This is a genomic window from Faecalimonas umbilicata (genome assembly GCF_042846195.1).
GTDB lineage: Bacteria > Bacillota > Clostridia > Lachnospirales > Lachnospiraceae > Faecalimonas > Faecalimonas umbilicata.
On the sequence record NZ_AP031411.1, the window covers coordinates 1,181,099 to 1,196,045 of the forward strand.

The following is a 14,947-nucleotide window of genomic DNA, read 5'->3' on the forward strand; positions in this document are numbered from 1 at the left end:
TTTGCCCTTTTTGCGTTCAAAAATGCAGGAAATGACTTTATTGGAGGAAGAATGAAATGCAAAAGTGTGAACAATTATATGAAGGAAAAGCAAAAAAGGTTTTCTTAACGGATGATCCGGATGTCCTGATTGTTTCTTATAAAGATGATGCAACTGCCTTTAATGGCTTGAAGAAGGGAACAATCGTTGGGAAAGGTGCGATCAATAACCGTATGACCAATCTGTTGTTTCAGAAAATTGAAGCAGAAGGTGTGCCGACTCATTTTATTCAGGAATTAAATGACAGAGAAACCGCAGTGCGCAGGGTGGAGATTGTTCCGTTGGAAGTAATTGTGCGAAACGTGGCTGCCGGCAGTTTTTCTAAAAGATTGGGTGTGGAAGAGGGAACGGTACTTGCTGAGCCGACGATTGAATTTTCTTATAAGAATGATGAACTGGGAGATCCGCTGATCAATTCCCATTTTGCAAAAGCATTACAGCTTGCGACTGCAAGTGAGATCAAAACGATAAAGGATTATGCATTTAAAATTAACGAAATTCTGAAAGTGGAATATTTAAAAGCAGGCCTTCGTCTGATTGATTTCAAGATAGAGTTTGGCCGTTTTCATGGCAAGATCATTCTTGCAGATGAGATTTCTCCGGATACTTGCCGCTTATGGGATGTGGAAAGTGGAGAAAAAATGGATAAAGATCGTTTCCGCAGGGATTTAGGAGGCGTAGAGGATGCGTATATTCAGGTGGCAAAACGATTAGGATTAGAGATGGAGAGTAAATAGATTTTATGAGAACAGATATTTATCAATCACCTTTATGTGAACGTTATGCAAGTAAAGAAATGCAGAGTATATTTTCCAATGATAGAAAATTTTCCACATGGAGAAAACTCTGGGTGGCACTTGCGGAAAGTGAAAAGGAACTGGGACTTCCTATCTCTGATGAGCAGATTGAGGAAATGAAAGCTCAGATTGACAACATTGATTATGAAAAAGCAAGACAATACGAAAATGAGCTTCGTCATGACGTGATGGCACATGTCCATACCTTCGGGGATGCCTGTCCTGAAGCGGCGGGAATCATACATTTAGGAGCAACTTCCTGTTATGTGGGGGATAATACGGATATTATCCTCATGCAAAGTGCGCTCTTACAGATTAGAAATCTTTTGTTAAATGCCATAGAAGCCCTTAGCGAATTTGCCATGGAATATAAGGCATTACCAACTCTTGCATATACTCATTTTCAGGCAGCTCAGCCAACAACGGTAGGAAAAAGAGCCTGTCTTTGGATGAATGATCTGGTGTTTGATATCGAACAGCTTGATTTTCAACTGAATAACTTAAAACTCCTTGGCTGTAAAGGAACCACCGGGACAGGTGCCAGCTTTTTGGAACTGTTCGATGGGGAAGAAACAAAGGTGGAACAGCTGGAGCAGAAAATCGCAGAAAAAATCGGTTTTTCAAAGTGTCAGAGTGTCAGTGGACAGACCTATACACGAAAAGCTGATTTTGCGGTTTTACAGGTATTGTCCGGAATTGCACAGAGTGCATCAAAATTCTCCAGTGATATCCGTTTACTCAGCCACTTAAAAGAGGTGGATGAACCATTTGAGGAAAAACAGATCGGTTCTTCTGCCATGGCATATAAAAGAAATCCAATGAGAAGCGAACGTATTGCATCACTGGCTCGTTTCGTGATTTGTGATTTACAAAATACTGCTATTACAGCAGCTTCACAGTGGTTTGAACGCACATTGGATGATTCCGCAAATAAGCGCCTGGCTGTACCGGAAGCATTTCTGGCCACAGATGCCATTTTAAATCTGTATATCAATGTAATCAGGGGGCTGAAGGTCTATCCGGCAGTTATTAAGAAGCATCTGGATGCAGAACTTCCATTTATGGCGACGGAAAATATCCTGATGTATTGTGTAAAAGCCAAAGATGGGGACAGACAGGAACTTCATGAAGCAATCCGTAAACATTCTATTATGGCAGCGGAACAGGTAAAACTCTATGGAAATGAAAATGATTTAATAGAACGTATCAAAAATGACGATAGCTTTGGACTTTCTGCCATAGAACTGGAAGTTTTGCTTGACCCGGTGAAGTTCACCGGAATGGCAGAATATCAGTGCGAGAAGTTTGTAACAGAAACCGTGAAACCATTACTGGAAAAAAATAAGCAGCGTGTGAACGTGGAAGCGCAAGTGAATGTCTGAAAGGAAGGAATGCATATGCTTACATCAATTGTTGGAACAAACTGGGGCGATGAAGGAAAAGGCCGTATGGTAGATCTTCTCAGCGAAAACTATGATATTGTTGTTCGTTATCAGGGCGGAAATAATGCGGGTCATACCGTGATCAATGAAAAAGGAAAATTTGTCATGAATCTGATGCCGTCCGGAATCTGCCGTGAAGATACGGTCAATATTCTGGGACCGGGCATTGTGATTGACCTGGAACATTTGTACGGGGAAGTGCAGAAACTGGCAGAAAAAGGTGTGGAAGTAACGCCGGAACATTTAAAGATCAGTGACAGGGCAACCATCTGTATGCCATATCATAAGCTGATGGATTGTCTGGAGGAAGACCGACTGTTAGATAAGAAATTTGGATCTACCAGAAGAGGTATATCTCCGGTATATGCAGACAAATATATGAAAAAAGCACTGCGTATGGGTGATTTGCTCCATCTGGAAGCATTAAAGGAACGCCTTGGTGGTCTTGTGGAATGGAAGAACCTGACTGTGGAAAATGGATATGGTCATGCACCAGTGCTGGCAGATGAAATGTTTCAGTGGTTAAAAGAATACGGAGAGTTCTTTGTTCCTTTTATCTGTGATACGACGGAATACCTTGGAGACGCTATTGAAGAGAGAAAATCCATTCTGTTTGAAGCACAGCTTGGGGCACTCAGGGATATAGACTTTGGCATTTATCCATATACCTCTGCATCCACAACCCTTGCTTCTTATGCGCCAATCGGAGCTGGCGTACCTTTTGCAAAGCTGGATGAAAGCATCGGTATTATGAAAGCATACTCAAGCTGCGTGGGAGAAGGACCTTTTACCTGTGAACTGTTTGGAGAGGAAGCGGAGCAGCTTCGTGCGGCAGGGGGCGAATATGGTGCAGCAACCGGAAGACCGAGAAGAGTCGGAGGCTTTGATGTGGTTGCTTCCAGATATGGGACAAAGATGCAGGGCTGCAGCTATGTGGCACTTACAAAGCTGGATGTGCTTTCTTATATGGAAAAAATCCCGGTATGTACAGCGTATGAGATTGATGGAAACAGAGTAGACACATTTCCATCCGGTATCGAAGAACTTAAATGTGCAAAACCGATCTATGAATATCTTCCGGGATTTCAGTGTGATATCAGCGGATGCAGAACAGTAGATGATCTTCCAAAAGCGGCATTGGAGTATATCCGTTATATTGAAAAGGAAATCGAGTGCCCGATTAAGTATGTGTCTGTCGGCGCCGAACGTGATGCCTATATCACAATGTTTTAGGAGAAAAGGAAAGATGCAGAATCAGAAAGTACTAATTTTGAATTTTGGCGGTCAGTATGACCAGTTGATTGCCAGGAGGGTGAGGGAATGCAACGTCTATTGTGAGGTTAAGCCTTATACCATGACCCTTTCTGAGATTCGGGCATTTGACCCCATAGGCATTATCTTCACTGGAGGACCGGACAGTGTATATAAAGAAAATTCTTATCATCCGGCAGAAGGTATTTTTGAGCTTGGAATACCGATTCTTGGTATCTGCTATGGATGTCAGCTCCTTGCCCATCATCTTGGAGGAATGGTTACGGCAGCAGAAAATGAAAACGCCAGAGAGTATGGAAAAACACTTACTTTCTATGATAATTCCTGTCTGCTGTTTGACGGACTGGATGAGGAGAGTATTTCATGGATGAGCCATGGCGACTACATGAAGAAAGTACCCGACGGATTTAGGCTGGTTGCCCGTAGCGGGAAATGCCCGAATGTAGCCATTTGTGATGAAAACAGAAAATATTATGGTGTACAGCTCCATCCGGAAGTAAATCATACAGAAAATGGAACTACCATGATCCGAAACTTTTTATATAAAGTCTGTGGTGCAGTGGGTGACTGGACGATGGAAAGTTATATGTATCGCTGTATCGAAGAAATCAGAAGCAAAGTAGGGAATGATAAGGTGCTTTTGGCTCTATCGGGGGGCGTGGATTCCTCTGTGTGTGCAGCCTTGTTTGCGGAAGCAGTGGGTTCACAGCTCACCTGTGTTTTTGTGGATCACGGTCTTCGTATTTGAGGAAGAAGGCAAAAAAATTGGCAGGACGGACTATCTGGCACAGGGAACTATTTATCCGGATGTGATTGAATCCGGCAAAGAAAATGCAGAAACCATAAAGAGCCATCACAATGTGGGCGGCCTGCCGGATTTTGTTGATTTTAAAGAGATTATTGAACCATTGCGTTTGCTGTTCAAGGATGAAGTAAGAGAACTGGGAAGATAGCTTGGGATTCCGGAATATATGGTTATGCGCCAGCCGTTTCCAGGTCCCGGACTTGCAATCCGTGTTCTCTACGATATTACAAGCAAACCGCCGGCAATGGTGGAGTTTGAGTAAGGAAGTGAAAGATTATGACTAAATATATATTTGTGACTGGAGGTGTAGTATCCGGTCTGGGAAAAGGGATTACCGCCGCTTCTCTTGGACGTCTTTTAAAAGCAAGGGGCTTAAAAGTGGCAGCACAGAAGTTAGACCCATATATTAACGTAGACCCCGGAACCATGAGCCCGTATCAGCATGGCGAAGTATATGTAACCGAAGATGGAGCAGAAACGGATCTGGACCTGGGGCATTATGAGAGATTTATTGATGAAGATCTGAATCAATACTCCAATCTGACGACTGGAAAGGTTTATTGGAATGTATTAAACAAGGAACGAAGAGGAGAATACTTAGGTTCCACGGTTCAGGTGATTCCCCATATCACAAATGAGATTAAGGAATTTGTGTACCGTGTAGGAAAAAAGACGGATGCAGATGTAGTGATCACGGAGATTGGAGGAACCATTGGGGATATTGAATCCCAACCATTTCTGGAAGCAGTACGTCAGATTTCATTGGAGGTTGGCGGGGAGAACAGTTTATTTATCCATGTGACGTTAGTCCCTTATTTGAGTGGCTCTGAAGAACATAAGTCAAAACCAACGCAGCACTCTGTCAAGGAGCTTCGAGGAATGGGTATCAATCCAAATATTATAGTGCTGCGTTCTGATAAACCATTGGAAGAATCCATCTTTCAGAAAATTTCTCTTTTTTGCAATGTGAAACCGGATTGCGTGATTGGGAACAGGACGTTACAGAACCTCTACGAAGCACCGCTGATGTTGGAAAAGTCCGGATTCTCAGATGTTGTTTGCAGAGAACTTCACATTGATGCGCCGAAACCGGAGCTGGAAGATTGGGAACAGATGGTGGAACGCATCCGAAACCGTTCCCGGGAAGTCCACATCGGTCTGGTTGGAAAGTATGTAAAGCTCCATGATGCATACCTGTCTGTGGCAGAAGCAATGAACCATGCAGGGTATGAACTGAATACGTTTGTGAAAATCCACTGGATTGATTCAGAAAATATCAGGTCGGACAATGTAAAGGAAATATTGGAAGGTCTGGATGGGATCATCGTTCCGGGCGGATTTGGAAATCGTGGTATCGAAGGAATGATCCTGTCAGCAAACTATGCCCGTGAAAATCAGATTCCTTACTTTGGTATCTGTCTAGGTATGCAGATTGCCGTCATCGAATTTGCAAGGAATGTTCTGGGACTTAAATGTGCTCATTCGGGTGAATTTGATGAACAGTGTGCCCATAAGGTCATTGATTTTATGCCGGGACAGAGTGAGGAAATTGATAAAGGCGGTACGCTCCGTTTGGGAAGCTATCCATGCAGCATTAAAGCCGGAACGAAAATGGAACAATGCTATGGTAACAAACTGATCCATGAGCGCCATCGCCATCGCTATGAGTTTAATAATAAATATCGTGAGGAACTGATGAGAGCAGGACTTGTGATCAGCGGTACTTCTCCGGATGACAGACTGGTGGAAACCGTAGAACTTAAGGAGCATCCGTTTTTTGTAGGCGTACAGTTTCATCCGGAATTTAAGAGCCGCCCAAATCAGTCTCATCCACTGTTTAAAGGATTCGTTTCGGCAGCTTTATTAAAAAGAAACGCTGATTAAGTCGAAACGAAAAGAGGAGTAGAAAAAATGTGTGGAATTATTGGATTTGCAGGAAAGACAGAAGCTGTTCCGATATTGCTTGATGGTCTGGAACGACTGGAATACAGAGGATATGATTCAGCAGGAGTTGCGGTCGTATCAGCGGATGGGAGATTACAGGTAAAAAAGAGCAAAGGACGTCTGTCTGTTCTGCGGGAATTGCTGGACTCTCAAAATCCTTTGTCGGGGAATATCGGCATTGGTCACACCAAATGGGCAACCCATGGGGAACCAAATGATACAAATGCACATCCCCATGTTGGGCAGGAAGGAAAGATTGCGGTTGTCCATAATGGCATCATAGAAAATTATCTGGAGATCAAAAACTCTCTTATCCGTAAAGGAGTCGTTTTTTCTTCTGATACGGATACAGAGGTAATCGTCCAGTTACTGGAATATTATTATAGGAAGAAATCCAATCTGATGGATGCAGTGTATGCGGTTTTAAATCGTATCAAAGGTGCTTATGCTATGGGCATTCTCTGTTCTGATTTTCCGGGACAGATGGTTGCAGCAAGAAAAGACGCCCCTCTGCTGATTGGTTACGGTCAGGAGGGAAATTACATTGCCTCTGATGTTACTGCACTTCTTGCACATACAAGGACAGTTACTTATATGGAAGATGATGAAGTGGCAGTCATTACGGCAGATGATGTTCAGATCTTTGACAGAGACAGATTTCTGCTGGAAAAAGAAAAACATTTGATTGAGTGGGATGTTTCCGCAGCAGAAAAATATGCGGCAATTATCAGGGAGCTTCAAGATTTACCTGAAAAGATAAGTGTTGTTATGAATGATCTGGATCTTTATCAGAAAGCGGCATCCAGATATTTCAACAATAACAGTGTTTTCTATATTGGTCGTAATCTGGACTATGCACTGGGTTTGGAGGGCTCTCTAAAGCTGAAAGAGATTTCTTATATTTATTCAGAATCCTATGCGGCAGGAGAACTGAAACATGGAACGATTTCTCTGATAGAACCGGGAACACTGGTGGTTGCTATGGTAACCTATGAGCCGCTGGTGGAAAAATCCTTGTCCAATATTGTTGAAGTAAAATCCAGAGGAGCAGAAGTAATCGCAATGACGACAGATCAGACAGCAGAGCTGATTAGCAGTCAGGCATCCGAAATGTTTGTGATACCAAAGACCCATTCCCTTTTGCAGCCGGTTCTCGGAGTGATTCCTTTGCAGCTTTTTGCCTATTATGTTGCACTGAATCGCGGCTGTGATATTATAAGCCAAGGAATCTGGCAAAATCGGTCACAGTAGAATAATACGCAGGAGGAAAAGAGTATGGCGATTCATGAAGAATGTGGTGTATTCGGTGTGATGAGTACACAAAAAGAAAATGTGGCAGGGATTACCTATTATGGATTGTATGCCTTGCAGCACAGAGGACAGGAGAGCTGCGGGATCGTTGTGAATGATGATGGTGTGTTTTCTTCCTATAAAGATCTGGGCCTTGTAAGCGAAGTGTTTTCGAAAGACACATTATCTCATTTGCCGGAAGGGACTATGGCAGTGGGCCATGTAAGATATGGAACAACCGGCGGGACAACACGAAATAACTGCCAGCCCATTGAAGTCAACCACCAGAAAGGAAAGATGGCACTGGCACATAACGGAAATTTGAGTAATGCATTGGAGCTGCGTGATAAGCTGGAGTTATCAGGAGCCATTTTTCATACCACCAGCGATACAGAAACCATTGCTTATGTGATTACAAGAGAAAGGCTGATGACACCGAGCATAGAAGAAGCGGTAAGCAACACCATGAATTTACTGGAAGGGGCTTATTCATTAGTTTTGATGTCAGCTACAAAGATGATTGCTGCAAGAGACCCATATGGATTCAGACCACTTTGTTATGGACAGATGCCGGATGGAGCCTATGTAGTGGCATCAGAAAGCTGCGCATTATCAGCGGTAGGCGCAGAATTTGTCAGAGATCTGCTTCCGGGTGAGATTCTGGTGTTTAGTCAAAATGGAGTGGAATCAAGGAAAGAACACTGCGGTAAGCAGAAAAAGAAAACCTGTATCTTTGAGTATATCTATTTTGCAAGACCGGATTCTGTCATAGATAGTGTATCTGTCCATGAATCACGAATGAGAGCAGGCGAGCTGCTCTCAGAAAGTTATCCGGTGGACGCAGATATTGTGATCGGAGTTCCGGACAGCGGACTGGATGCAGCGCTTGGATATGCAAATAAATCCGGCATTCCTTATGGGATAGGACTGATCAAAAATAAATATATTGGAAGAACATTCATTTCTCCGGGACAAAATGAACGTTTGGATAAAGTCAGGATTAAGCTTTCTCCTGTGAAAAATGTAATCGATGGAAAACGAGTCGTTCTTATTGATGATTCTATCGTAAGAGGTACAACCAGTAAACGTATTGTAAAGCTTTTGCGTGACGCAGGAGCGAAAGAGATACATATGAGAATCTCGGCTCCCCCATTCTTACATGCCTGCTATTATGGCACGGACATTGACTCAGAAGAAAATCTGATTGCATGCCATCATAGCATGGAAGAGATCGCAGAGATGATCGGAGTGGATTCTTTGGGATATTTGGAGGTGGAGAAGCTGAGTAAGCTGATTGACAGCGAGGATTATTGTGCTGCCTGCTTTAACGGAGAATATCCAACCAAAATTCCGGCAGATCTCCGTAAAGACCGTTTTGAAAGGAAACTGTCTGAACGGGTTTAGATAGAGGGGTGACATATATTATGAAAAAATTTGACAGAAAACTGATTTTCCCAGATGGCAGTGAGTATTATGGATATGGTTTTGGTTCCTTTGATGAAAGAATCACGGAAATCGTATTTAATACCTCTCCAGTTGGGTATCAGGAAATCATCTCTGATCCGTCCTATACCTACCAGACTGTTGTGATGGCATATCCGCTGATTGGTAACTATGGGATTGCAGAAGAAGATTTTGAAACAGAAACACCGACGATTGGAGGATTGGTTGTAAGGGATTATAACGATCAGCCATCCAACTTCCGCAGTAAATATACATTATCCGAAATCATGGAGAAATACCGGATTCCGGGAATTTATGGAATTGATACCAGAAAGCTGATACGTTCTATTCGTGATTTGGGAAGCAGAAAAGTATTGATTACAGATGCTGATACTTCTCTGCAGGAGGGACTTTGCAAATTGAGTTCCTATGATATACCAAAAGATGCAGTAGCTTTTGTGAGCAGAAAAGAGATTCAGCAATATAGGATTCCGGATGAGAAATATCATGTGGCCGCCATTGATTGTGGAATGAAGCAGAATATTGTGAGGAGTTTTAACAGACGAGGCTGCAATGTGACGGTATTTCCATGGAATACCTCTATGGAAGAAATAGAAAAAATGAAGCCGGACGGAATCTTTTTATCTAATGGTCCGGGAGACCCGATGGATGTGCAGCCGGTCATAGAACTGGTGAGAGGCTTACGGGGAAAATATCCGATCTTTGGAATCTGCCTTGGTCATCAGATCATTTCCCTTGCATATGGGGCAAGGACCTATAAGTTAAAATTTGGACACAGGGGAGGAAATCATCCGGTAAAAAATCTTCTGACAGGAAAGATAGAGATTACCTCCCAGAACCATTCCTATGCAGTGGACAGGGAAAGTCTTGCGAATACCCGATTGAAAGTAACGCACCTGAATCTGCTGGATCAGACAGTAGAAGGTGTTGCCTGTGAGGAGGACAAGGTGTTTAGTGTGCAGTATCACCCGGAAAGCGCACCGGGCCCGCAGGACAGCGGTTATCTGTTTGAACAGTTTATAGAAATGATGGAGGGAACAAAAGATGGCGAAAAGAACTGATTTGAAGAAAATACTTGTCATTGGTTCCGGTCCGATTGTGATTGGTCAGGCGGCAGAATTTGACTATGCAGGGACCCAGGCATGTCTTGCACTGAAAGAAGAAGGGTATGAGGTTGTCTTATGCAACTCCAATCCGGCAACGATTATGACAGATACCACCATTGCAGATAAGGTGTATATGGAACCGTTGACATTGGAATATGTTGCAAAGATTGTCCGTCATGAGCGTCCAGATGCCATCGTACCGGGAATTGGTGGTCAGACCGGACTTAATCTGGCAATGCAGCTTGAGAAAAAAGGCATTTTAAAAGAGTGCCGTGTGGAGCTTTTGGGAACCAGCAGTGAGAGCATTGAAAGGGCAGAGGACAGAGAACTCTTTAAAGAGCTTTGTGAAAGCTTAGGAGAGCCGGTGCTTCCGTCTGTCATTGCCAATACGGTGGAGGAAGCCATAAAGGCTGCTGAGAATATCGGATATCCGGTGGTGCTTCGTCCGGCATTTACCCTTGGCGGAACCGGCGGCGGCTTTGCAGATGATGAGCAGGAGTTCCTGGGATTGATTAAAAATGCCCTTGCTTTGTCACCGGTTCATCAGGTGCTGATAGAAAAAAGTATCAAGGGCTTTAAAGAAATTGAATATGAAGTGATCCGTGATGCCAATGACACAGCAATCACGATCTGCAATATGGAAAATCTGGACCCGGTAGGAATCCACACGGGAGATTCCATTGTGGTATGTCCGTCACAGACACTGACGAATAAAGAATATCAGATGCTCCGTGACAGTGCTTTGAAAATCATCCGTGCCTTGAAGGTGGAGGGAGGCTGTAATGTACAGTTTGCACTTGATCCGGATTCTTTTCAGTATTATCTGATAGAGGTAAATCCGCGCGTATCCCGTTCCTCTGCATTGGCATCAAAGGCAAGCGGATATCCGATTGCAAGGGTATCGGCAAAAATCAGTGTGGGAATGACTCTGGATGAGATTATGCTGGTAAATACGCCTGCATCCTTTGAACCGGCACTGGATTATGTGGTAACAAAAATGCCGCGTTTTCCATTTGATAAATTTACCGATGCAAATCAGAAGCTGGGTACACAGATGAAAGCAACCGGGGAAGTCATGAGTGTTGGCAGAACCTTTGAGGAGAGTCTGTTAAAAGCAATCCGTTCTCTGGAAACAGGCGTAAATCATCTGTATATGGAAAAGTTTGAAAAAGAAGATAAAAAGGCTTTGATGGAATATATCAAAATCGGCACAGATGACCGTATCTTTGCCATTGCCCGGTTGCTCCGAATGGGCGAATCGGTTTCCGATATCAGGGAGCAGACACGCATTGACCGTTTCTTCCTTGATAAGATGAAAAAAATCATTGATATGGAGAAAGAATTGAAGCAGTGTACCGGTAACAGAGAGCTTTTGTATCAGGCAAAGAAGGCAGGCTTCTCAGATAGAGCAGTTGGGTGGCTGTGGAATATGATGGAAACGGACATTTATGAAATGCGTAAGACACATGGCATTTTCCCAGTCTATAAAATGATTGATACCTGTGCATCGGAATTTGAAAGCTATGTTCCTTATTTTTATTCTACTTATGAGGATGAAAATGAATCGATCGTGGAAGACAGGAAGAAAATCATTGTATTGGGCTCCGGTCCTATTCGTATCGGTCAGGGCGTGGAGTTTGATTATTCCACGGTACATGCAGTGAAAACCATTAAAGAAGCCGGATATGAGGCGATCATCATCAATAATAATCCGGAAACTGTGTCTACGGATTATACCACATCCGACAAGCTGTATTTTGAGCCTCTTTGCGTAGAAGATGTTATGAATGTGATCGAAATGGAGAAGCCGGATGGAATTATTGCATCACTTGGCGGTCAAACTGCAATCAACCTGGCAAATCCACTGCAGGAACGTGGGGTGAAGCTGATTGGCACGGACTGTGCTGCAATCGAAAAAGCAGAAAACAGAGATGCTTTTGAAAAGCTGTTGTCAGAGCTTTCTATCCCACAGCCGAAAGGACAGGCTGTAACGAATATAGAAGATGGCGTAAAAGCGGCAGAAGAGATCGGTTATCCGGTGCTGGTACGTCCAAGCTTTGTACTTGGCGGAAGAGCCATGCAGATCGTGGCAAAGGAAGAACACCTGCGGCACTATCTGAAAACTGCGGTAGAGATTGATGAAGATAAACCGGTATTGGTAGACAAATACATCTGTGGGAAAGAAGTCGAAATTGATGCCATTTGTGACGGTACGGACGTATTTGTTCCGGGAATCATGGAGTTGGTAGAAAGGACAGGGGTTCATTCCGGCGATTCCATCAGTGTATATCCGACGTTTAGCATTTCAGATAAGGTAAAGGCTACGATTTTGGACTATGCGAAAAAACTAGGTATTGGCATTGGCATTGTGGGACTGTTTAATATCCAGTTTATCGTGGACAGACAGGAGAATGTATCTATCATTGAGGTAAATCCGCGTTCTTCAAGAACAGTTCCATTTTTGTCAAAAGCAACCGGATATCCATTGGCTGATATTGCAACGAAAGTCATTCTTGGAAAGAGCCTGAAGGAGCAGGGGATTACTGTGAGCTATCCCGAAGAAAAGAAGAGGTGGTATGTGAAAGTGCCTGCATTTTCCTTTGCAAAGTTAAGTGGTATGGATGCTTACCTGTCACCCGAAATGAAATCAACGGGAGAAGCAATCGGATATGATAAGAAGCTTCACAGGGCAATGTATAAAGCCATGATTGCTTCCGGTATTCGTGTACAGAATTATGGAACAGTCATTGTGACGCTTGCAGATGAGGATAAAGACGAAGCCCTTCCGCTTATCAGACGCTTTTATGATATGGGCTTTAATATAGAAGCAACCTCTCTTACGGGAGAGCATTTGAAACAGCATGGAATCCGTACCCGTATACTGGGGAAACCATCGGAAGGAAGCAGTGAGATACTGGATGCGATCCGTGCAGGATACGTCAGCTATGTCATCAATACCCGTGCAATTCTTTCCGGTGTTCATTATGAAGATGGTGTTGCAATCCGAAGTGCGGCAACACAGAACAATATTACCATGCTGACATCTCTGGACACGGTAAAGGTACTTTTAGATGTGCTGGAGGAAGTGACCATTGGTATATCTACGATAGATGCTGAATGAAAGGATTGCCTGGAAAAAATGCTTCATGTAATACAGCGATATTCGGTTATGCTTGTTACAGGAAATATGGTTGCCATAGACAAACGGGGAAACAGGAGTAAGAAAACTTTTGATTGATTACAGGCAAAAGACTCCTGTAACTATATGCTAAATATCTCCAGAATATTTGGAGGGAAGGCATCTTATTATGGATGTGCCATGGCATTCAAGAGGGAATTGAAAGAAGTTATCTTAACGTTTCCAAAGTATATGGAATCCCATGATACATGGATTGCCATGGCAGCAAATTTATTGAAAAGCAGCGTTCATTTGGAATATACCGTCTTAGAACACAGGCTGCACGGAAATAATGTGACAAAATCTCATAGAAAACTTGGAAAGAGACTTCATTCAAGAATTCTTTTTGCAAGGGCATTGGGCGAATTGTCCATCAGAATTATTAGATATCGAATCATACAGGGAGGAGAATAACATGATCAGACCAAATATGCATTACAGCGAATTAAAAGATTCCTATCTTTTTTACAATATTGCTCAGAAAACCAAGGCTTATGTAGAGCAGCATCCGGGAGTAAAGCTTTTAAGAATGGGTATTGGAGATGTTTCACTGCCATTATGCGATGCCGTAATCAAGGCATTGCATGAGGCTGTGGATGATCAGGCTTCAAAAAGCAGTTTTCATGGATATATGCCTGAGTGTGGTGCCTCATTTTTGAGGGATACGATTGCAAAGTATTATGAAAACAGAGGCGTTTCTTTGTCCTCAGACGAGGTGTTTGTTTCAAGTGGAGCAAGCGATGAGCTTGGGGATATTTTAGACTTGTTTGAACGTTCCGGTTCTGCATTGGTGATTGAGCCGGCTTATCCTGCGTATGTGGATGCGAATGTGATGGCAGGAAGGAAGATTGTCCATCTGGCTTCCGGGGAAGAAAATAGCTTTTTGCCTGAGCCGAGCGAAGAAATAAAAGCAGACTTACTCTATATATGCTCACCAAACAATCCTACCGGAGCCGTTTTTTCACGTAATCAGCTTCAGGCATGGGTAGATTTTGCCAATGAGAATGGTTCCGTGATTCTCTTTGATGCAGCATATGAGGCTTTTATTGAGGATGAAACTCTTCCGCATAGTATTTTTGAACTGGATGGAGCAAAAACATGTGCGATTGAAATCTGCTCGCTGTCCAAGACTGCCGGTTTTACGGGAACCAGACTTGGATATACGGTAATACCAAAAGCATTGAAACGGAGTGGAATGAACCTGAATGAAATGTGGGTACGCAATCGTACAACAAAGACAAATGGTGTGTCTTACATTATTCAGAAAGGTGGGGCAGCAGTTTTTACGGAGGAAGGACAGAAACAGATTCACGAAAATATCCGTATTTATAAGAAAAATGCAAAGGTGCTGATGAAAGCGCTTGATCAGCTTGGAATCTGGTATTGCGGAGGAAAGAATGCTCCATATATCTGGATGAAGTGTCCAAATGGAATGGGAAGCTGGGAGTTTTTTGATTATCTGTTACATGAAATTCAGGTTGTGGGAACACCGGGAGAAGGGTTTGGAGCCTGTGGAGAAGGCTATTTCCGGTTTTCAACTTTTGGCTCACCGGAAGATACAAAAGAAGCGGCAGAAAGACTTGTAAAGCTGCTTTCAAAATGAGAAAAGA

At 43.1% G+C, this 14,947-nt stretch carries 10 protein-coding genes and 1 pseudogene; all 11 read left to right on the top strand.

The annotated features are described in order from the left end of the window. Positions 1-56: 56 nt before the first annotated feature. Positions 57-776, top strand: coding sequence for a phosphoribosylaminoimidazolesuccinocarboxamide synthase (purC, locus tag ACGG81_RS05620; protein WP_120091418.1), 720 nt, complete (start codon positions 57-59; stop codon positions 774-776). Between the two features lie 5 nt (positions 777-781). Next, positions 782-2,218 (top strand): adenylosuccinate lyase, encoded by a 1,437-nt coding sequence (purB, locus tag ACGG81_RS05625; protein ID WP_390110033.1) that lies wholly within the window; start codon positions 782-784, stop codon positions 2,216-2,218. Between the two features lie 15 nt (positions 2,219-2,233). Then, entirely contained in the window at positions 2,234-3,511 is a 1,278-nt protein-coding gene (locus tag ACGG81_RS05630; RefSeq protein ID WP_320852374.1) for an adenylosuccinate synthase, read from the top strand. A gap of 13 nt (positions 3,512-3,524) precedes the next feature. Further along, positions 3,525-4,608: pseudogene (guaA, locus tag ACGG81_RS05635) on the top strand (glutamine-hydrolyzing GMP synthase); the annotation flags it as partial. 23 nt (positions 4,609-4,631) lie between these two features. After that, complete coding sequence (locus tag ACGG81_RS05645) at positions 4,632-6,239, top strand: CTP synthase (RefSeq protein ID WP_251390378.1); 1,608 nt, start codon at positions 4,632-4,634, stop codon at positions 6,237-6,239. Between the two features lie 27 nt (positions 6,240-6,266). Beyond that, the gene (locus tag ACGG81_RS05650; RefSeq protein WP_330679208.1) at positions 6,267-7,550 is read left to right on the top strand and encodes an SIS domain-containing protein; all 1,284 of its coding nucleotides are present in this window, start codon (positions 6,267-6,269) and stop codon (positions 7,548-7,550) included. 24 nt (positions 7,551-7,574) lie between these two features. After that, positions 7,575-8,993: an amidophosphoribosyltransferase gene (gene purF, locus ACGG81_RS05655; protein ID WP_117576259.1), complete on the top strand. Its 1,419-nt coding sequence runs from the start codon at positions 7,575-7,577 to the stop codon at positions 8,991-8,993. Positions 8,994-9,013: 20 nt separating this feature from the next. Then, positions 9,014-10,114, top strand: a complete 1,101-nt coding sequence (gene carA, locus ACGG81_RS05660) for a glutamine-hydrolyzing carbamoyl-phosphate synthase small subunit (RefSeq protein WP_016439150.1) — start codon at positions 9,014-9,016, stop codon at positions 10,112-10,114. Continuing rightward, positions 10,098-13,280, top strand: a complete 3,183-nt coding sequence (carB, locus tag ACGG81_RS05665; RefSeq protein ID WP_117576258.1) for a carbamoyl-phosphate synthase large subunit — start codon at positions 10,098-10,100, stop codon at positions 13,278-13,280. Before carA ends, carB begins: the two co-directional genes overlap by 17 nt. A gap of 198 nt (positions 13,281-13,478) precedes the next feature. Continuing rightward, on the top strand, positions 13,479-13,751 hold the full coding sequence (locus ACGG81_RS05670; protein WP_120091431.1) for a hypothetical protein: 273 nt from the start codon (positions 13,479-13,481) through the stop codon (positions 13,749-13,751). 1 nt (position 13,752) lies between these two features. Beyond that, complete coding sequence (locus ACGG81_RS05675) at positions 13,753-14,940, top strand: LL-diaminopimelate aminotransferase (RefSeq protein ID WP_016439147.1); 1,188 nt, start codon at positions 13,753-13,755, stop codon at positions 14,938-14,940. Positions 14,941-14,947 lie beyond the last annotated feature (7 nt).

What these genes read in the sequence shown, in the direction of transcription:
- purC (WP_120091418.1), top strand. Translation starts at nt 57, where the DNA reads ATGCAAAAGTGTGAACAATTATATGAAGGAAAAGCAAAAAAGGTTTTC.
- purB (WP_390110033.1), top strand. Translation starts at nt 782, where the DNA reads ATGAGAACAGATATTTATCAATCACCTTTATGTGAACGTTATGCAAGT.
- ACGG81_RS05630 (WP_320852374.1), top strand. Translation starts at nt 2,234, where the DNA reads ATGCTTACATCAATTGTTGGAACAAACTGGGGCGATGAAGGAAAAGGC.
- ACGG81_RS05645 (WP_251390378.1), top strand. Translation starts at nt 4,632, where the DNA reads ATGACTAAATATATATTTGTGACTGGAGGTGTAGTATCCGGTCTGGGA.
- ACGG81_RS05650 (WP_330679208.1), top strand. Translation starts at nt 6,267, where the DNA reads ATGTGTGGAATTATTGGATTTGCAGGAAAGACAGAAGCTGTTCCGATA.
- purF (WP_117576259.1), top strand. Translation starts at nt 7,575, where the DNA reads ATGGCGATTCATGAAGAATGTGGTGTATTCGGTGTGATGAGTACACAA.
- carA (WP_016439150.1), top strand. Translation starts at nt 9,014, where the DNA reads ATGAAAAAATTTGACAGAAAACTGATTTTCCCAGATGGCAGTGAGTAT.
- carB (WP_117576258.1), top strand. Translation starts at nt 10,098, where the DNA reads ATGGCGAAAAGAACTGATTTGAAGAAAATACTTGTCATTGGTTCCGGT.
- ACGG81_RS05670 (WP_120091431.1), top strand. Translation starts at nt 13,479, where the DNA reads ATGGCATTCAAGAGGGAATTGAAAGAAGTTATCTTAACGTTTCCAAAG.
- ACGG81_RS05675 (WP_016439147.1), top strand. Translation starts at nt 13,753, where the DNA reads ATGATCAGACCAAATATGCATTACAGCGAATTAAAAGATTCCTATCTT.